Below are 20338 nucleotides of genomic sequence, written 5' to 3'. Positions count from 1 at the left end.
CTGGACGCGATAATTAGGTTAGGCTAACTATAATTTGCAGGAGGTTGTCGGATGACACGAGGTCAGCTGCCCGTACTGGTGACGGTCGTCGCCACCGCGCCGCTCACCGAGCGGATGGTGCGAGTCACGGTCGCGTCGGACGAGTTGGCGGATTTCGCCCACGACGGCCCGGACCAGCTCGTGCGGGTGTTCCTGCCCACCGGCGAGTCCCCGCCGGTCCTGCCGGTCACCGCCGACTGGTGGCCGGAACTGTGCGCGATCCCGGAGTCCACCCGCCCCGCGCTGCGCAACTACACCGTGCGCCGGTTCGACCGCGAGCGCTGCGAGCTGGACATCGACTTCGTGCTGCACGGCCACGGCGCCGACAGCGGCCCCGGCGCGGCGTTCGCCGCCAGCGCCGCGCCCGGCGACAAGATCGGCGTGCTCAGCGACGGCGCCGACTACGCCCCGCCCGCCGACACCGAGTGGCAGCTGATCATCGGCGACGAGGCGGCGCTGCCGGCCGTCGCCGCGATCATCGAACAGCTGACCTGCCCGGCCGTGGTCCTCGTCGAGGTCGCCGACAGGACCGACGAGCTGCCGCTGGCCGACGTCACCTGGCTGCACCGGGGCGACGCGCGGCGGGGCGAGGCCGTGCTCGCCGCGCTGCGCGAGCGGGACCTGCCGACCGGCGTGCCCTACGCGTGGGTCGCCGGCGAGTCCAAGCTCGCCACCGGGGTGCGCCGCCACCTGGTGAACGACCGAGGTTTCGCCAAGGACCGGATCTACTTCTGCGGTTACTGGCGCGCTGGATGACTCCCCCCTGACAGGTAGGAGAACAGCCCTGTGAGTGAGCGTGCATGGTGGACCCGGCCCGCGCTCGCGGTGATCGTGCTCGCCGCGACCGTCGGCTATGCCTGGGATCTGACCGGGCAGGGCTTCAGCTACGCGTACTACAGCGCGGCGGCCAAGACGATGTCCCAGAGCCCGCAGGCGTTCCTGTTCGGCACCTACGACCCACTCGGCGTGCTCACCATCGACAAGCCACCGCTCGGCGTGTGGCCGCAGGTCGTGTCGGTGTGGATCTTCGGGCTGCACGGGTGGGCGGTGTTGCTGCCCCAGGTGATCGCGGGAGCCGCGGCCGTGGTCGTGCTGTACGCGACGGTCCGGCGGCTGTCCGGGTCGGCTCGCGTCGGGCTACTCGCCGCCGCCGTGCTCGCCACCACCCCGGTCACCATGGCGATCACCAGGGACAACGCGCCCGACCCGTGGCTGACGCTGACGCTGGTCAGCGCGGCGTGGGCGCTCGCGCGGTCGCTGACGAGCACGACCGCGCGCACCCGGTGGCTGCTGCTGTCCGCCGCGCTGCTCGGCTGCGGGTTCCTGGTGAAGATGGGGCAGGCGCTGGTGGTCGTCCCGGCGTTCGTGCTCGCGTACGTGATCGGCACCTCGGCGCCACTGCTGCGGCGGTGGCTCGACGTGGCGGCGGCCGCGGCGGTGGTCGTGGTGACCTCGCTGTGGTGGGTCGTGCTGGTGGACCTGTGGCCGGGCGACAAGCCGTTCGTCGGCGGCAGCACCGACGGCTCGGCGTGGGATCTCACCGTGGGCTACAACGGTTTCGGGCGCATCGTCGGCCAGGACGCGGCCGAGGGCAACGAGGCGGGCGCGTTCTACAGCGAGCCCGGGATCGGACGGCTGTTCAGCCAGTCGCTCGGCGGGCAGATCGCCTGGCTGGTGCCGCTCGCGCTCATCGGCGCGGTCGCGGCGGTGTCGGTGTGGAAGCGGATCGACGACCGGCGCGTGCGGGCCGGGTGGGCGTTGTTCGGCGGCTGGCTGCTGTGCGGGGGGCTGGTGCTGAGCTTCATGACCGGCGTGTGGCTGCCGTACTACACGAGCATGCTGGCCCCGGCCGTGGCCGCGCTCGCGGCGCTGACGATCGCGCTGTTCTGGCGCTGGCGCACCGAAAGCGACCTTCGCCGGTTCGCGCTGCCCGGGGTGGTGGCGCTGTCGGCGGGGTGGGCGTACCTGTTGATCGACCGGGACCCGGACTGGAACGGATGGCTGCGGATCCCGGTGGTGGCCGCCGGGGTGCTCGCGGTGGTGGCGCTGGTGGCGCGGCGACACCAGCTCGGGTTGGCGCTGGGGCTCGCGGCGGTGTTGGTGGCGCCCGCGTTCTGGTCGGCGGCGACCGCGGCCGGGTACTGGGTCGGCTGGGCGACGAACCCGGCGGCCGGCCCGATCTCCGCGCAGACGGTGTTCTTACCCGACGAGGAACGGCCGGAGTGGGACACGTTCTTCGCCGGCCGCGCGGCGGCGGAGCTGAAGGCCACGACCGGGCAGCTCGATCCGGAGCAGACCGCGATCCTGGAGTACGTAAGGGAAAACGCGCCGGACACGGAGATCCAGCTGGCGGCCGAGGGCGGCGCGTTGTTCACCGGCAACTACATCATCAACAGCGACCTGCGGGTGGTCGCGATGGGCGGGTTCACCACCGACGACCCGGCGCCGACGGTCGACCAGCTCGCCGGCTGGGTCGAGGACGGCCGGGTACGGTTCGTGCTGACCGACTTCGAGGAACGCGCCCGGATCGACTGGGCGAGGGAGCACTGCGTGGTCGTGCCGCCCGAGGACTACTTCCCCGAAGCCGCAACGGAACTGTTCGACTGTGCGTGACGCCTAGGCGTTGGCCGCGTACAGGAAACTCAGGTCGCTGCCGATGTACACCACGCCGTCGGCCACCACCGGCGAGGACCAGAGGGTGTCGCCGACGCGGGTATGCCAGCGCTCGGTGCCGTCGACGGTGGCCGCCGCGTAGAGGTTGCCGTCGTTGCTGCCGACGTACACCACATCGCCGGCCACGGCCGCCGTGGACCGCACGTCGCCGTCGGTGCGCAGGCGCCACCGCGGTTCCCCGTCACGCGCGTCGACCGCGTACAGGTGGTCGTCGTCGCCGCCGACGTACACGACCCCGCCGGCCACGACGGGCGTCGTCGTCACGCGGGCCGCGAAATCCTGAGCCCAGCGTTCGCTCCCGGTGGTCACGTCCACGGCGTAGAGGTTCCGGTCGTCACTGCCGAAGTACACGACGCCGTCGGCGACCGCGGGCCGCCAGACGACATCGTCGGCCTGAAACGACCAGCGCTCTTCACCGGTGGTCGTGTCGACGGCGTACAGGTGGTGATCCGCACTGCCGAGGTACACCACCCCGTCGGCCACCGCCGGCCCCCAGATCGTGCCCCGCGCGGGAAACCGCCAGTGCTGCTCCCCGCTGCCCGCGTCCACCGCGTACAGATGCTGGTCCTCGCTGCCGACGTACACCGATCCGCCGGCCAGCACCGGCGACGACCACCCCAGCGCGCCCTCGGTGTGCAAGGGCCGCCGCCAGCGCGGTTCGCCGCTGGCCGCGTCGATGGCGAACAGGTTTCCGCTGTCACTGCCGACATACACCACGCCGGCCGCCACCACCGGCGACGACCGCGCCATCCCGCCGAGGGGGTAGGGCTGCCAGCGCTGCTGCCCGCTGGCCACGTCGACGGCGTACAGGTTTCCGTCGTCACTGCCGACATACACCACCCCGGCCGCCACCGCGGGGGTCGAGCTCACCGCCCCACGGGTCGAGAACCGCCACTTCTCCTCGCCTGGAACCACGGTGTGGTCGTCGCTGAACACCTCCCGGCCGAGGAACCCGAGCGCCGCGACGGCACCGACCCCGGCGGCTCCGGTCAGCAGGTGCCGGCGGGACAACCGCGTGGCCGGCGCCGCGCGCCGCTGGACCTCCTGACCGAGCGGGCGCGGGTGGACGGTGTTGCTGGCGAGCACGAAGGCCGCCGCGGTGTCCTCGCTGCGCTGGTTGGGTCTTGGCAGGTTCTTCGCCTCGAGCCGGCGGCGCAGCTGCAGGTAGATCCGGTTCAGGGTCAGCCCGCGCGGACCACCGGGAACGCCGTCGCGCGTCAGCAGGTCCAGCAGCTCACCGGTGAACGCGGTGTGTCGACCCTCGGCGGCCACGTGGGCGAGCTCGTCGGCGGCGGTGAGGGTGTAGGTGCCGGACGTCTCGCTCAGGTCGGCCAGCTGCGTCCCGCCGACGGTGCCCAGCCCGATCGCCCGCCCGGAGAAGCAGGAGTCCAGGATCACGATCCTCGTGGTCGCGGGCGTGCCGGCGTACAGCATCCGCTTGATCTTGGCGTACTCCAGACCCGTCGTGTCGGGGTTGGCGTGGTCGGTGTCGGCCAGCGCCAGGCACAGCTCGCCCTGCTCGGAGACGACTCCGTGGCCGACGAAGTACAGCAGCAGGACCCCGGTCGTCGCCCGCACCAGGTCGCGCAGCTGGCCGAGGAACTTGCCGGCGTTGGTGGGGTTGACGAAGCTGGTGACCTGGTCCGGCCGCCAGCCGCAGAGGCCGGACTCGACCAGCAGCGTGCGCATGCCGTCGACGCTGTTGCCGACGGCGGGATAGGACCGGTACGCGGCGTCCTGGTAGCGCGGCACCCCGATCAGGATCGCCCGCGAGCCAGGCGGAATGACGGGCTCACCGCTCATCGCTGCCACGCAGGATCTCGCCGAGCAGCTTCAGCTCCTGGGTGTTCGGGTTGCGGGCCCGCAGTTCCACCGTACGGGCCCTGGCGGTGACGGTGACCTTGGCGGTGATCTCTCGCCGCCGGGTACCCAGCCAGGTGTTCAGTGAGTTCGTGAGCACGACGCCAAGCCCGCCGGAGCCGACCGCGACCGTGAGCAGCTCGATCACCCCGCCGCTCAGCCCGCCGGCCGGTGGAGCGCCGGCCACCTGGTGGACGCGGCCACGGAAATCGCGACTGGCGTTCAACCAGTCGGTCAGGGCGAGGTACTCGTCGATCGTCCCCGGCTCGATCCGGATCTGCAGCTCCACGGCCGTTCCCCTCCCGGTGGAAACTACCCCGAGAAAGCACAGGTACCGGGAAAAGTGCTGGCAGTGAAGGGAATCTCCCGCAGTGTGCCCGACAACACGGGCGGTCGGCCCGAAAGTACAAGGCCGACCGCCCGTGCGGGGAGTGTTATCCGAGTGCCGGCACCACGGTCTTGGCGACCGCGACCGCCTTCGCACACGCGACGGCGGGGTCGAGGCCGCTTTCCTGCTCATCGCTGTACATCACGGACACGAGCTCGCCGTAGCCTTCCGCCTCGTCCTCGGACGGCGTCTCGATCCTGCGCCAGGACACGTCACAGCTGATCACGACGTCCTCGTCCTGCGCCTGGATGGCCGTCACGCCACCGCCGAGATCGGCGGGCTCGCCGTCCTCGGCATCCGGCGGCAGACCAAGGAAGAAGCGCACGCCCACCTGCGGGTAGCTGGTGCCGTCACCGGACCAGAGGTCGCATTCGTGCAGGCTCTTGGGTTCCACGAACATCTGCTGTCCCAGCGCGGTCTCCACGGCCGCCTTGTCCGCCACCGCGCACGGGTCCGCGGTCAGCACCGAGCCGGGCGCCTGCTGGTACTGCGGCGGGGCGGTGCGCACGGCCTGCACGACCTTGCCGAGCACCGCGCGACCCACCGTGCAGCCGTCGCCGCCAGGGAAGTCGACCTGCAGCGTGATTCCCAGCGACAGCTCGAAGGAGGTCACGACGGAGATCCAGCACGACTCCGGGTCCTCGTCGTCGAGGACCAGCGGCAGGCCCTCGAGTTCCCCGGACGGGTCGTCCGCCATGATCAGCTGGTCGCCGACGCGCAGCACCAGCTCCACGGTCTTGCCGCTGGCATCGACGTCGACGCCGCACTCGCCCCACTCCGCCGACGAGGTGCTGTCCGGCACGATCGTCCCGGCGTCACCGAGGTTCTTGGCGTCCAGCAGCGCACACGGATCCACGGTCCGCAGCGCCGCCGCCGCGACCGTGGGGTCGTCGATCTCCGGCACCGCGCTGGTCGTCTCGGCCGAGTCCTCGGTCTTCGAGTCCGCCGACGACGACTCGCCCCCGCAGCCGGTGAGGAGAAGTAGCGCCGCCATACCCGCGGCCAGCCGCGCCCTGTTGGTGATCATGTCAGAACGGTAACGAACTCATCACCCGATGAGTTACCCACTCCCCAATAGTCACCGACATCCGCGAATCGGTAACCTGCCGCCCCCATGGGGTCCACCTACCGCAGCGAAGGGTCCCTTCGCTGCGGTAGGCGCAGTCAAGGGACCCTTCGCTGCACGTCAGTGGCCGGCGTGGCCATCGGGTTGGGGCATGGGGTGGCCGTGCTGGTGTTCGATCTTCAGCACCTCGGCCGGCATGACCACGAACGGGCGCATCATGCCCATGTCCTCGTGGTCGCGCATGTGGCAGTGGTGCAGGAACCGTCCACTGTGGTCGAACCGGGCGGCGACCGTGACCGCCTCGCCGTTGTTGACCTGCACGACGTCCTTCCAGCCGCCCTCGACCGGGGTCAGCTCACCGGTGGCGGTGAACTCCAGCGGGGCCACCGTGCCGCCGCCGACCGTGCGGCCGGCGTCGTCGAGGATGAACTCCCACTTGTCCTCGACGTCGTAGTGCTGGCGGCCGGTCACGCGGAAGTGGGTGGCGTGGATGTGCTGCGGGTGCGGCCAGCCGGCCACGTCCAGGTTCATCCAGGTCCACCGCTCCCACCCGCCGGTGGTGGCCATGAACTGGACCGGGTCGTTGAAGTGCCGCGCCACCCGCTGGTAGGTGCGCACCGTGCCGTCCTCGCCGCGCACCTGCACGACGCCGTCGACCGGGAACGGGCCGGGCGGCGCCGGCACCTCGGTCATCTCCCACTGCTCGATCTGCCCGGTGCCCAGCGGCGGGAACATGATCATGCGCGCCGGCGCCGTCGCGGCGGCCGGGTCGACCTTCGGGAACTTTCTGTCCAGTGTGGCCGGTGGCTGGGGGCCGCCGCCGCCGCGACCACTCACCCGGAACTCCATCACCTGCGGCCACGGTCCGGGGTCATAGTCCACATTGGACAAACGAATGCGCTTGCCGCGTACCGCGCCGAAGTTCACCAGCACGTCGGCGCGTTCGGCCGCGGCCACCGGCAGCACGCCGTCGATGGTCACCGGTGCCGGCAGCAGGCCGCCGTCGGTGCCGATCAGCCGCACCATCGCGGCGGGGACCGGGGAGCCGTCCTCGAGGGTGAGGGACAGCTGGTAGGGCCGCACGTTGGACACGTTCGCGATCCGCAGCCGGTACCAGCGCGGCTCGACGTCGTGGTGCGGCCAGATCACGCCGTTGACCGTCGTGAACGGACCGGAGAACGACGTCGCCTGCAGTTCCGGCTCGGTCGTGTACATCACCGTCTTGTACAGCTGGGTTCCGGTGAGCTCGCCGTTCGCGTCGAGGTCGAAGTTGCGGTCGCACAACACCAACGGCACCTCGTAGCGGCCGTCCGGCAGGTCGAGCGCGTCCTCGGTGCGGTCGCGGATCACGTACAGGCCGGCGAGTCCGGCGATCGTGTTCCACCGGGAGATCGGCATCGCGTGGTCGTGGTACCAGAGCAGGGTGGCCCGCTGGTCGTTGCCGTACTCGGCGACCTGCACGTCCCCGCGCGGGATGCCGGCCTCCGGCCAGCCGTCGTTGTCCATGCCGGTCTCGGCGCCGTGCAGGTGCACGACCGTCCACGCGGGCAGGTTCGACACGTCGGTCAGCTCCGGCGCGCCGTCGCGGCCTGGCCGGTCCCACAGCGGCGGGTCGGCCTGCGCGATCATCGGCGCCACCGCGACCAGCGGCATCGTCCCGGTGAGGTCGTTGACCCAGCGCACCCGGGTGCGTTGCCCGGCACGGACCTCGATCGTCGGGCCGGGCACCGTGCCCTCGTAGCCCCACACGGTGGTGGGCGGCAGTTGGGAGTGCAGGCGCACGCGCGCGGTCCGCATCCGCACCACGACCTCACCATCGCGGTCGGGCCGCAGCACGCGGGGGATCGGCAGCGCGTCGCGGAACGGCTCGATCGGTTCGGGGTGCGCGGCCGCCGGTTTCCGGTAGCCGACCGGCATGACGTTGGCGGTGACCGACCGGCCGGGCAGGATGGGCGCGTTGCCGGCGCGGACCGTGGTGGGCGCGCCGCCCTCCCCCGCCAGCAGGTTGTACAGGCCGGGTAACGGTCCACTGGGGAGGATCACCGGCACGATCGCGCCGGTGGCCAGCGCCCCGGTGAGCAGCTTGCGGCGCGACCAGCCGCGGCGCTCCGGGGTGCCGTTGTCGGTTTCTGTCATGGGTTCTCCGTCTCTGCGTTGTCCAGCAGCGAGCCGACCGTGCGGTGGGTGAACACCGCACGCGGGGTGAGCCGCACCCCCGCGCGCGCGGCGGCGACGATGAGGCGCAGCGCGGCGAGACTGTCGCCGCCGAGTTCCAGGAAGTCGTCGTCGACGCCGACCGCCGGCACGCCGAGAGCGGCGGCGAACGCGGCGCACAGCGCGTGCTCGGCCGAGGTGGCCGGTGCGCGAAACGGTGCCGCGGCGGCGAACCGGGGCGCCGGCAGCCGATCGCGGTCGACCTTTCCGTTGCCGGTCAACGGCAGCGCGTCGAGCACGACGATCGACGCGGGTACCAGGTAGTCCGGTAGCCTGCGCGCGGCCCATGCGCGCACGTCCTCGGGCGCCACGGTGGCGACCACCCAGGCCGCGAGCCGTTCCCCGACCGGGTGCGCGACCGCCTCGGTGACCTCGGGGTGGGTGGTGAGCGCGGCCTCGACCTCGCCGAGTTCGACGCGATAGCCCCGGATCTTCACCTGCCCGTCGGCCCGGCCGAGGTAGTCGACGTGGCCGGATTCGGTCCACCGCGCCAGATCGCCGGTGCGGTACATCCGCTCCCCCGGCGCGAACGGGTCGGCGACGAACCGGGCCGCGGTCTGTCCCGGCGCGCCAAGATAGCCGCGGGCGACGCCGGCGCCGGCCACGTACAGCTCACCGACCACACCGGACGGTACGCGGTTGAGCGTGCCGTCCAGGATGTAGGCGCGGGAGTTGTCCACGGGGGTGCCGATGACCGGCCGGTCGCTGTCGGTGGTCCACGCCGCCAACGTGTCCACTGTGGTCTCGGTGGGGCCGTACAGGTTCACCGCGGCCAGGCCGTCGGTGGCCGCGAGCCGGCGCCACTGCGCGTCGCCGACGGCGTCCCCGCCGAAGCCGACCATCGGCAGCGTGTCCAGCGCGCCGAGGTCGGCGAGCGGGCCGAGCATGACCGGTGGCACCTCGACGAAGTCGATGCCCCTGGCGGCGATGACGCCCGCGAGCGCGACCGGGTCGCCTCGGTCCTCCTCGGGCACGATGTGCAGGGTGTGCCCGGCGAACAGCCACAGTTGCGGCTGCCACGCGGCGTCGAACGCGAACGGCCAGACGTGCGCGACGTTCAGCCGGTCCCGGCCGGTGCGCTCGCGCAGGGGGTCGTAGAGCGCGCGGCGGTGGCTCGCGAACAGGTTCGCGATCGCCCGGTGTGGCACGACCACGCCCTTGGGCACGCCGGTGGAGCCGGAGGTGTAGACGACGTAGGCGGGATGCTCCGGCGACAACGGCGCGCGCCGGTCGACATCGATGACCGGCGCGGCGGGCGCGGCCGGGTCGAATACCGGCCAGTCGCCGGGCACGGCCCGGTCGGTCAGCACCACGACGGGGTTCGCGTCGCCGAGCACGACCGAGGTCCGCTCGTCGGGTTGGGCGGGATCGACCGGCAGGTAGGCCGCGCCGGCGAGCAGCACCGCGAGCATCGCGGCGATCGCGGTGACCGACCGGTCGAGCCGGACCGCGACCACGGTCTCCGGTCCGGCGCCGAGGTCGACCAGCGCGCTGGCGAGGCGGTTCGCGTCGGCGGCCAGCTCGCCGAACGTCACGGTGTGCTCGCCGCACACCACGGCCACCCGGTCCGGGTGGCGGGCCGCCGCGTGGGTGAACAGGTCGGGCAACAGCGGGCCTGCCGGGTGACGGGCGCCGGTGCCGTACCCGGTGACCAGTCCACATTCGACGGACGCGGCCGACGGCAACGCGGCCAGCGGCGCGTCTGGCCGGGTGACCAGCGCGTCGAGCACGTCGGTGAACCGGGCCGCGATCCTGGCGGTGTCGTGTTCGGTGAGCACGTCCGGCCGGTACTCGAGCACGATCTCGACGCCCTGGTGCGGGAAAACGGTGACGGTCAACGGATAGTGGGTGAGCGAGCGGCCGGTGACGACCTCGACGTCCAGGCCGCCCGCGGTCTCGGCGGCCCGCAGCGCGTCCTCGTCGATCGGGAAGCTCTCGAACACCATCAGCGTGTCGAACAACGTGCGGTGCCCGGACCAGCGCTGGATGTCGGCCAGGCCGGCGTGTTGGTGTTCGATCAGCCCGGCCTGCGCGAGCTGCAGCTCGGCCAGCGCCGCGCGCACCGTCGTGCCGGACGAGAGCCGGACCCGCACCGGCACGGTGTTGATCAACAGCCCGACGACCGCGCCGACGTCCGGGATGTCGGCGGCCCGCCCGGACACGGTGGCGCCGAAGAGCACGTCGGTGGACCCGGTCGCCCGGCCGAGCACGACCGCCCAGGCCAGCTGGATCACCGTGTTGAGGGTGACCTCGCTCGCGCGCGCCAGGTCGGTCAGCCTGCTCGCGAGCGCATCCGGTATGTCCAGTGGCAGCAGGCGCGCGGGCTCCCCGGCGGTCGTGGGCGCGGCCGGGTCGGCGAGCAGGGTCGGTCCGTCCACACCGGACAGTGCAGCCCGCCAGACCTCGGCGCTGTCCGGTTTCGCCGCGAGCCAGGCGAGGTAGTCCGGGTAGTGGTCGAGCGGCTCGCCTGGCAGGTCGCCGTAGCCGGCGAACAGCGCGCGGGCCAGCAGCGGCACCGACCAGCCGTCGAGAACGGCGTGGTGGTTGGTGATCACCAGCCGGTGCTCGTCCTGGCCGACGCGCAGCAGCGCGAACCGGATCAGCGGTGGCGTCGCCAGGTCGAAGGGCGCGGCCAGTTCCGCCTCGGCGACCGCCGGCACATCGGCGGCGGTCGCGGCCGGGAACTCCGTCCACGGCACGGTCAGTCCACTGTGGATCACCTGGACGACCTCGCCGTCGGCGGTGAGCCGGAACCCGGCCCGCAGCGCGGTGTACCGGTCGAGCACACGTTGCGCTGCCGACCGCAGCCGGGCGGCGTCCAGGTTTCCAGTGAGGCGCAGCACGAGCTGCATCGCGTACGGGTCGGGGCCGTCAGGCTCGTAGCCGGACAGGAACACCATGCCCTGCTGGAGCGGGGTGGTCGGCAGGACGTCGGCGACGCCCGGTTCGGCCAGCAGCACCGGATGCCGCGCCCGCCACCGGTCGAGCACGTCGTCCGCCGCCGCCGCGGCAACGGATCTGGTCACCACCGCCGCGAGCGCGGCGACGGTCTTGTACTCGAACACGTCGCGTGGGCTCAACGCCAGCCCGGCGGCGCGGGCGCGGCCGACGAGCTGGATGCACACGAGACTGTCGCCGCCGAGTTCGGCGAACCCGTCGCGGGTGCCGACCGACGCCAGCCCGAGCACCTCGGCGAACAACGTCGCCAGGGTGCGTTCGGTCTCGGTCGCCGGCCGGTCCGCGCCGACCAGCCCGGCCAGGTCCGGCGCTGGCAGCTCGCGGCGGGCGATCTTGCCGCTCGGCGTGGCCGGCAACGCGGGCAGGTGCACCAGCAGCGACGGCACCTGGTGTTCGGCGAGCCTGGCGGCCGCGGCGGCCCGGATCTCCGCCGGGTCGAACGGTTCGCCGTCCTCGGTCACCAGGTAGCCGACCAGCCGCACCGGCCCGGTCGCGCCGCGGTGCACGGCGACCGCGGCCGCGGCGATGCCGTCCAGGCCACCCAACACCGACTCGATCTCCGCCGGCTCCACCCGGAAGCCGCGGATCTTCACCTGCTCGTCGCTGCGGCCGAGGTGGTCCAGCGTGCCGTCGTGGCGCAGCCGCACCAGGTCGCCGGTGCGGTACACGCGCGCGCCGTTCGCGGCGGCGACGAACCGGTCGGCGGTCAGCGCGGGGCGGCCGAGGTAGCCGCGGGCCAGGCCGTCGCCGGCGAGGTACAGCTCGCCGACCCCGCCGGGCGGCACCTCCCGCAGCCACGCGTCGAGCACGTGGGCGACCGTGTTGGCCACCGGCGCGCCCAGGGTGAGCGCGGCGCCGGCGTCGGGGGCGCAGAGGCTGTCGCCGCTGACTTCCGAGCAGCCGTACAGGTTCAGCACCCGCCCGTCCCGGCCGATCGCGGCGACGTGCGCGTCGGTGAGCGCCTCGCCGCTGGCGATCCACAGCCGCACCGAGTCCAGTGCGCCCCGGCCGTGGTCGGCCATCGTGCGCAGCAGGCTGGGCACCCCGGTCACCCTGGTCGGCCGGTGGGTCTTGACCAGGTCCACCAGTGCCAGCGCGTCCGTACGGTCCTCAGTGGACGCCAGGATCACCGGTGTGCCCGCGATCAGCGCGCCGAGCAGCTCGGTGGTGCCGTCGAGGAAGCTGATGGAACTCTTGGCCAGCACCAGATCCTCGGCGCCCAGCGGTTCGGCGCGCTGGAGCCATTCGAGCCGGTTGGCGAGTCCGCCCCGGGTGCCGACGACACCCTTCGGCTCGCCGGTGGAGCCGGAGGTGTAGACCACGTACGCGGGGTGGTCCGGCCGCACGTCGACCGGCGGCGCGGCCCGGCCGGTGGCGGTGACCGTGGTGAGGTCCAGTTCCGGTGCCAGGCCACGGAGTTCGGCCGGCAGCGCGCCTCGGGTGAGCAGCAGCGCCGGCCGCGCGTCGGTGATCATGTACCGCAGGCGCGCCACCGGGTAGCCGAGATCCAGCGGCAGGTACGCCGCGCCCGCGCGCAACACCGCGAGCAGCGCGACAACCAGGTCCGCGTGGTAGCCCGTTGCCAGTCCCACCAACGATTCCGTGCCGACGCCGCGCGCAGTCAGCTCGGCGGCCAGGTCGTCGACCTCGGCCGCCAGCTCGCGGCCGGTGAGCGTGTCCGCCCCCGCGATCAGCGCGACGGCGTCGTGGTCGAGCGCGAGCAGCGAGGTCACGTCCGGGTGCGCGACGGCCGCGACCGGACCGGTGAGCGCGGTCGGGCCGGTCACCCCGAGCGCGCCGACGGGGGTGTCCGGATCGGCGGCCACCGCCGCGAACACGGCCGCCAGCCGGGACAGGATGCCCTCGGCGGTGGCCGGATCGATGCGGTGCCTGACCTCCAGCCGCAGCTGGCCGCCGCCGGGGGCGGCGGTGACCATCAGCGGGTAGTGCGTGCCGTCCTGGCCGCTGACCCGGTCGACCCGCAGCCCGGTGCCGCGTTCGGCGGACACCAACGCGTCCTCGTCGACCGGGTAGTTCTCGACCACCAGCAGCGTGTCGAACAACTCGCCGACCCCGGCGACCCGGGTGACCGTGCCGAGGTCGAGGTACTGGTGGTCGAGCAACGCGGTCTGCTCGTCGCGAAACCGGCGCAGGAACGCCGAAAACGGCTCGTCGCGGCGCAGCCGCCCGCGCACGGGCACGGTGTTGAGGAACAACCCGATCAGCTCACCGGATGCCGGCACCTCGGCCGGCCGCCCGGCGACCGCCTGCCCGGTGAGCACGTCGGTGGTGCCGGTGTAGGCGGCGAGCACGGTCAGCCAGGCGGCGCCAAGCACGGTGGGCAGAGTGACCCCGGCGCGGCGGGCGAGCGCGGTGAGCGGGTCGGCGTCCAGCACCAGGGTGGCCCCCTGTGCCGGGGTGTCGGCGCGGCGGCCGGTGGAGAACGGGGTGCACGAGGTGGCCCCGGCGAGCGCGTCCCGCCAGGCCGTCTCGCTCGCCGCGCGGTCGCGGCGGTCGAGCCACTCCAGGTAGTCGCGGTACCGGCCGGCGGGTGGCGGCAGCTGCCGGTCTCGGTACAGGGCAAGGAGTTCGCGCACCAGCAGGGCGTTGGACCAGCCGTCGAGCAGGATGTGGTGGCTGGTGATCAGCAGCCGGTGGGTGGCCAGGGTGTCGCGGTCGGCCAGGCGCAGCAGGTGGAAGCGGAACAGCGGCGGCGTGTCGAGCGCGAACCGGTCGGCCAGCGCGGCTTGCGCGATCTGCCTGGCCCGCGCCGCCGGGTCGGGCAGCGCCCGCAGGTCGGTCTCGGTCCACGGCGCGGTGACCGTCTCGGGGATGAGCGCGACCGGGCGGTCGACGTCCTCGAACCAGAAGCAGGCCCGCAGGTTCGGGTGCCGGTCGAGCAATCCGTCGACCGCGCCGCGCAGCCGGGCCGGGTCGAGGTCGCCGGTGAGGTCGACCGCGAGCTGGACGGTGTAGGCGTCCTGGCCGTCGGGCTGGTAGCTGCTCAGGTAGAGCAGCCCTTCCTGGAGTGGGGACAGCGGGAGGATGTCGGCCAGTGCCGGTGCGTTCATCGTGCGGTCCACTTCGCTTGGATGCGGTCCAGTTGGGACTGCGAGAGCCGGGCGAGCGGCACGTCGACCGGGGTGTGCGCGCCCGCGTCCGACCGGTGCGCGGCCGCGACCACGGTCGCCAGCCCGCGCACGAGCAGCCCGGCGAGGCGTCGCACGGACTCCTCGGTCAGCACGTCGCTCGCATAGGCGAGGTCGATGCGCAGCGCTGTGTCCACCGTCACGGCGTCGATGGTGAGCGCGTGGTCGACGCGGCGGTGGTCGTCGACCGTGCCGCCGATCCCGCCGTCGATCGGTTGCCACGGCCGGTCATCGGCACCGCCGAGGCGGCCGAGGTAGTTGAACGCGATCGGCGCCGGGGAGCCGTCGTGCAGCAGGCCGTAGCCGATGCCGTGGTCGGGCACCCGGCGCAGGTGCGACTTCACCTCCCGCAGCACGCGTTCGGCCAGCGCCGGATCGGCCTCCGCCCGCGCCACACCGATGCCCGTGGTGCCCAGCCGGACCGGATGGATGCTGGTGAACCAGCCGATCGTCCTGGACAGGTCGGTGCCCGGAACCAGGTCCTGGGCCCGGCCGTGCCCCTCCAGGTCGACGACCAGATCGTCCTCAGTGGACCAGTCGCGGAAGGCCAGCGCGAGACCGGTGAGCAGCACCTCGTCGATCCTGGCCCGCAGCGCGCCGGGCACGGTGGTGAGCAGTGGCTCGGCGGGCGTGGTCGTGCGCAGGTGCGCGACCGTGGCGTGCGTGCCCTCACCGAGGAGGGCTGGCGGCGGGTCGAGCACCGCGCGCCAGTAGGCGCGTTCGGCGTCCTTGTCGATCGCCGCCAGACCGGTCGCCCACGTCCGCAGCGAGGTGCGGACCGGGCGCAGCGGGCCACCGGTGTACGCGGTTTCCAGGTCCGGCAACAGGATTCGCCAGGAGACGCCGTCCATCACCAGGTGGTGCACCAGGATCAGCAGTTCGGACGACTCACCAGGGCCGTGGTCGAACCAGACCGCGCGCAGCAGCTGACCGGTGTGCGGGTCGAGCTTCTCCCGCGCCAGCAGGAAACCCGCGCGCGGCTGGGTGCCCGCCGGGCAGCTGAGCACGTCGAGCGGGTCGTGGTCCTGGTCGGGTTGGCCGATCTCCAGCGCGTCGCCGACGAGCCGGCCGCGCAGGGCGTCGTGGTGGGCCAGCACGGTCCGCAGTGCCTGCCGCAGCGTGGTTTCCTCGATGTCCTCGGGCAGCCGGACCACCATCGACTGACCGAACTTGCCCACGGCCGGGTCGTGGGTGACGAACCACCGCATGATCGGCGTGAGCGGCACGGTGCCGGTGCCGTCGTCGTGGGTGTCCTGGCCGGCAAGGTCGGTCGCGACGGCGGCCAGGCCGCGCACGGTCCGGCGCTCGAACACGTCCCTCGGGGTGAGCGCCAGCCCCCGGTCGCGGGCGGCGGCGACCAGTTGGATGGCGACGATGCTGTCCCCGCCCAGTTCGAAGAACCCGTCCGTGGCACCGATGTCGTCGCTGCGCAACAGGTCCCGGAACAGCGCGAGCAGGGTCTCCTCGCGCCGGGTCTCCGCCGGCACCCCGGCGCCGAGGGCACCGGGTTCCGGGGTCGGCAGGGCGTCGCGGTCGAGCTTGCCCGCGACGGTGAGCGGCAGTTCCTCCAGCCGCAGCCACGCCGACGGGATGAGGTACTCGGGCAGCCGGTCGGCCAGCGCGATGGCGTCGACGTCGGCGCCGACGGTGTAGCCGACCAGCAGCCTCCTGCCGTCGACCTCGCGCGCCGCGACCGCCGCCGCCCGCACCCCTGGCTGGTCGACGAGCACGGCCTCCACCTCGGCCGGCTCGATGCGGAAGCCGCGTACCTTGATCTGGTCGTCGACCCGGCCGTGGTACTCGAGCAGCCCGTCCTCGGTCCAGCGCACGAGGTCGCCGGTGCGGTACCACCGCTGCCCGCCGGGCGCGGCCACGAACCGGGACGCGGTCAGCCCCGGCTGGCCGAGGTAACCCCGGGCCAGGCCGGTGCCGCCGAGGTACAGCTCACCGGTGACGCCCGGCGGCACCGGCACGAGGTCCTGGCCGAGCACGTGGGCCTGCTTGTTCACGTCCGGGCCGCCGATCGGCAGCACGGCCGATGGCCAGGCCGGGTCGGCGCGCCAGAGGGTGGAGTTGACCGTGTGTTCGGTCGGGCCGTAGGCGTTGAGCAGGATCCGCCCGCCCGCCCAGCGCTGGATCAGCTCCCGGCGCAGGGCCTCGGTGCCGACGATCAGGGTCAGCGCGGGCGGTAGCGCGTTGTCGGGCAGCGAGAACACCACCGAGGGCGGGATCACCAGGTGGGTCAGCGCATGCTCGGTGGCGTACCGGCCGAGCGCCGCGCCGGCGCGGGCGTGCGCTGGCAGCAGGTGCAGGCTCGCGCCGGCCAGGATCGAGATCGCCAACTCGGCCATGGACACGTCGAACGAGAACGAGGCGAACTGGCCGACCCGCGCGCCAGGGCCGCTTTCCGAGCCGCCCGCCATGGTGGCGACCAGGCTGGCCAGGCCGCCGTGCGGCACGGCGACGCCCTTGGGGCGGCCGGTGGAGCCGGAGGTGTAGATCACGTACGCGAGCGCGTCCGGACCGGGGTCGGGCAGGCCGGGGTTGTCGGCGGGAAGCGTGCTGTCCCAGGCGGTTTCGCCGGGGACGGTGGCGAGTCCGGGGATGGGTTCGCCGATCACCAGCGCGGGTTTCGCGTCGTCGAGGACGTGCCGGACGCGGGTCTCGGGGTGGTCGGGGTCGACCGGCAGGTACGCCGCGCCCGCCTTGGCGACCGCGAGCAGCGCGACCACCAGTTCGGCCGAGCGGCGCAGTGCCAGCGCGACGATCTGCTCCGGCCGGACGCCGGCGCGCACGAGGTGGCCGGCCAGCCGGTTGGCGGCGGTGTCGACCTCGGCGAAGGTGAACCGGCGGTCGCCGTCGGTCAGGGCGAGCGCGTCCGGGCGGGCACTCGCCTGCCGTTCGAACAGCCGCGCGAGGCCGACCGCCGGCACGTCGCGGGCGGTGTCGTTCCAGGCGGCGAGCCGCGCCCGTTCGGCCGAGGTGCGGACCTCGACCGCGCTCAGCCGGGTCTGTGGAGCCGCGCAGAACGTGGTCAGCAGCCCGGTGAGGCGGTCGAGCAGGTCGTTGGCGGTGGTGTCGTCGTAGAGGTCCCTGGCGTGCACGACGGTGAGCGCGAGGCCGGGTGCGCCCCGGGTCTCGCGGACGGTGAACGTGAGGTCGAACTTCGCGGTGACCAGCCCGGGGTCGACCTCGGTGGTGCGCAGCCCTGGCAGGCCGAGGTCGGCCTCGTCGACCATCCGGTGGGTGGCCACGACCTGGAACAGCGGGTGGCGTGCGGTGGACCGGGTGGGTGCCAGGTGGTCGACGAGCCGTTCGAACGGCACGTCGGCGTTGGCGAACGCGTCCAGAGTGGTCCGGCGGGTGCGGTCGAGCAGGGCGGCGAACGTGGGGTCGCCGGTGAGGTCGTTGCGCAGCACCAGATTGTTGACGAAGAAGCCGACGAGGTCGTCGAGCGCGGGATCGGTGCGCCCGGCCACCGGTGCGCCGAGCGGGATGTCCGTGCCGGCGCCGAGTTTGCTCAGCAGCACGGCCACGGCGGTCTGCACGACCATGAACACGGTGGCACCGTGCGTGGCGGCGACCTGGCGCACCGCGGCCGCGAGGTCGGCGGGCAGTGCCCGGACGACCTCGCCGCCGCGGTAACTGGCGACCGGTGGGCGTTGGCGGTCGGTGGGCAGGTTCAGCTCGTCGGGCAGGCCGGCGAGGCGGTCGGTCCAGTACGCGAGCTGGCCAGCCGGTTCGTGGCCGGCGAGCGCGTAGTCGGCGTACTGCACCGGCAGTGGTGTCCACTGTGGAGCCTTCGCGGCGCGGCGGGCGGTGTAGGCGGTGGCCAGGTCGCCGAACAGCGGGCGGGTGGACCATTCGTCGGCGGCGATGTGGTGGACGAGCACGAGCACCACGTGGTCGGCGCCAACCGCGAACACGGTGACCCGGATCGGCGGTTCGTCCGCGAGCCGGAACGGGTACGCCGCGGCCGAGGCGAGCCGGTCGCCCAGTTCGTCCTCAGTGGACTGGATGACGGCGAACGGGATCCGCGGGTCGGTCAGCACCTCCTGTACCGGGTCCGGGCCGTCCGGGTAGCGGGTGCGCAGGATCTCGTGGCGGGCCACCACGTCGGCGACCGCGTGGCGCAGCGCGTCGAGGTCGAGATCGCCGGACAGCCGGGCGGCGAACGGAATGTTGTAGGCGGCGTTGGGGCCGTCCATGCGGTGGATGAACCAGAGCCGGCGCTGTGCCGGGGACAGCGGCAGCACCGCCGGTCGCGCCGCCGGCACCAGCGCTGGCGCCCGATCCGGTGCGCGGCCGGCGATCCGCCGCGCCAACCCGCGCACGGTGGGGGCGTCGAACACGTCGGCGACCGAGAGCGGCACTCCGAGTTCGGTGCCCGCTCTGGCGACGAGCCGGACGGCGAGCAGGGAGTGGCCGCCCATGGCGAAGAAGTCGTCGGTGACCCCGATCGGCGTGCGGAGCAGGTCCTCACCGATGCGCTGGAGCAGTTCCTCGACGGGGTCGCGCGGGTCGTCGGTGGTGCGGGTCCTGGGGGTGGGATCGGGCAGGGCCCTGCGGTCGAGTTTGCCGCTGGCGGTGAGCGGGAGTTCGGCCAGCGGGACGATGATCTCGGGCACGAGGTGGGCCGGTAGCCGCTCGGCGAGCGCGGTGCGCAGGCCGGTGGTGTCGCCGACGACGTAGGCGAGCAGCCGGGTGTCGCCGTGGCCGTCGTCGACCGCGAGCACGGCTGCCGCGCGAATCCCGTGGTGGGCGGTGATCGCGGCCTCGACCTCGCCGGGTTCCACGCGCACGCCGCGGACCTTGACCTGGTCGTCGGTGCGACCGAGGTAGTCGAGCGCGCCGTCGGGGCGGATGCGGACGAGGTCGCCGGTGCGGTACCACCGTCGACCGCCGGGCGCGGCGACGAACCGGCTCGCGGTGAGCCCCGGCTGGGCATGGTAGCCGCGAGCCACCTGCACGCCGCCGAGGTACAGCTCGCCGGGAACCCCGTCGGGCACCGGCCGCAGCGCGCGGTCCAGCACGTGCACCGTGGTGTTCCACACCGGACGTCCGATGTGGACCTCGCCGTCGCGCACCGGGTGGTGGGTGACGTCCACGGTCGCCTCGGTCGGCCCGTACAGGTTGTGCGGGGGCGGGTCACAGCGGGCGGCCAGCTCCTCGGGCAGCGCCTCACCGCTGGTGACCAGCAGCCGGAGACCGGTGAGTCGGTGGCCGGAGTCGAGGTAGGCACGCAGCATCGACGGGACGAAGTGCGCGATCGTCACCCCGTGCCGGGCGATCACCTCGGCCAGATGGGCGGGATCGCGGTGGCCGCCGGGGTCGGCGAGCACGAGGGTGGCGCCGGCGAACGCGGGCAGGAACAGTTCCCACACCGACACGTCGAACCCGGTCGGGGTCTTCTGCACGATCCGGTCCGCCTGGCCGACGTCATAGCTGGCCCGCATCCATTCGAGCCGGTTCACCAGCGCGCCGTGGGTGACCACCACGCCCTTCGGCCGCCCGGTGGAGCCGGAGGTGTAGATCAGGTAGGCGGCGGTGGCCGGGTCGAGTGGTGTGTCCACGAAGTCCGTGTCCGGCACGTCCACATCGGACAAGGTGACGGCGGCGCCGGCGTCGCCGACGATGAGGTCGACGCGGTCGGCCGGATCGTCGGGGTCGAGCGGCACGTACGCGGCGCCTGCTCGTAACACGCCCCACAGGGCGACGATCAGGTCGATCGAGCGCGGGATGGCCACGGCCACCACGCATTCCCGACCTGTCCCGCGCGAGCGCAGCTGGGCGGCGACCGCGCCACTGCGCCGGACGAGTTCGTCGTAGGTCATCGTCTGGTCACCGTGCACGACCGCGGGCGCGTGCGGCGTTCGCGCGGCCGTGCGCAGCAGGCGGTCCACGGCGGTGCCGGGTGGCACGTCGACGGCGGTGTCGTTGCGTTCCCCGGTGACGGCGCGTTCGGCCGGCAGTCGAACGTCCACACGGGAC

General features: G+C 73.1%; 8 protein-coding genes (1 of these 8 only partly in view). 2 read left to right on the top strand and 6 right to left on the bottom strand.

Features of this window, described 5'->3' with window-relative positions; translation table 11 throughout:
- Positions 1-51 precede the first annotated feature (51 nt).
- Positions 52-795: a siderophore-interacting protein gene (locus tag ACYVIP_RS11880; protein ID WP_460395191.1), complete on the top strand. Its 744-nt coding sequence runs from the start codon at positions 52-54 to the stop codon at positions 793-795.
- 30 nt (positions 796-825) lie between these two features.
- Complete coding sequence (locus ACYVIP_RS11875; RefSeq protein WP_460395189.1) at positions 826-2652, top strand: glycosyltransferase family 39 protein; 1827 nt, start codon at positions 826-828, stop codon at positions 2650-2652.
- Between the two features lie 3 nt (positions 2653-2655).
- On the opposite strand, the gene ACYVIP_RS11870 is transcribed toward ACYVIP_RS11875, so the two are convergent.
- From ACYVIP_RS11870 to ACYVIP_RS11845, 6 genes are all read right to left on the bottom strand, one after another.
- On the bottom strand, positions 2656-4515 hold the full coding sequence (locus ACYVIP_RS11870) for a caspase, EACC1-associated type (RefSeq protein ID WP_460395187.1): 1860 nt from the start codon (positions 4513-4515) through the stop codon (positions 2656-2658).
- Positions 4505-4861, bottom strand: a complete 357-nt coding sequence (locus ACYVIP_RS11865; protein ID WP_460395185.1) for an effector-associated constant component EACC1 — start codon at positions 4859-4861, stop codon at positions 4505-4507. The genes ACYVIP_RS11870 and ACYVIP_RS11865 overlap by 11 nt, the downstream gene beginning before the upstream one ends.
- Before the next feature lie 145 nt (positions 4862-5006).
- Positions 5007-5987: a DUF3558 family protein gene (locus tag ACYVIP_RS11860; protein ID WP_460395183.1), complete on the bottom strand. Its 981-nt coding sequence runs from the start codon at positions 5985-5987 to the stop codon at positions 5007-5009.
- Between the two features lie 159 nt (positions 5988-6146).
- Positions 6147-8162: a multicopper oxidase family protein gene (locus ACYVIP_RS11855; RefSeq protein ID WP_460395181.1), complete on the bottom strand. Its 2016-nt coding sequence runs from the start codon at positions 8160-8162 to the stop codon at positions 6147-6149.
- Entirely contained in the window at positions 8159-14269 is a 6111-nt protein-coding gene (locus ACYVIP_RS11850; RefSeq protein WP_460395179.1) for an amino acid adenylation domain-containing protein, read from the bottom strand. Before ACYVIP_RS11850 ends, ACYVIP_RS11855 begins: the two co-directional genes overlap by 4 nt.
- Positions 14266-20338, bottom strand: the end of a protein-coding gene (locus ACYVIP_RS11845) for an amino acid adenylation domain-containing protein (protein WP_460395177.1). Its footprint extends 7340 nt past the window's final position; 6073 of the gene's 13413 nt are visible here — the last part of the coding sequence; the start codon falls outside the window, past its right edge — the gene reads right to left on this strand; it ends in the stop codon at positions 14266-14268. The genes ACYVIP_RS11850 and ACYVIP_RS11845 overlap by 4 nt, the downstream gene beginning before the upstream one ends.

Source organism: Actinophytocola sediminis (assembly GCF_054779715.1).
This window is presented reverse-complemented; position numbering and strand designations above follow the sequence as displayed.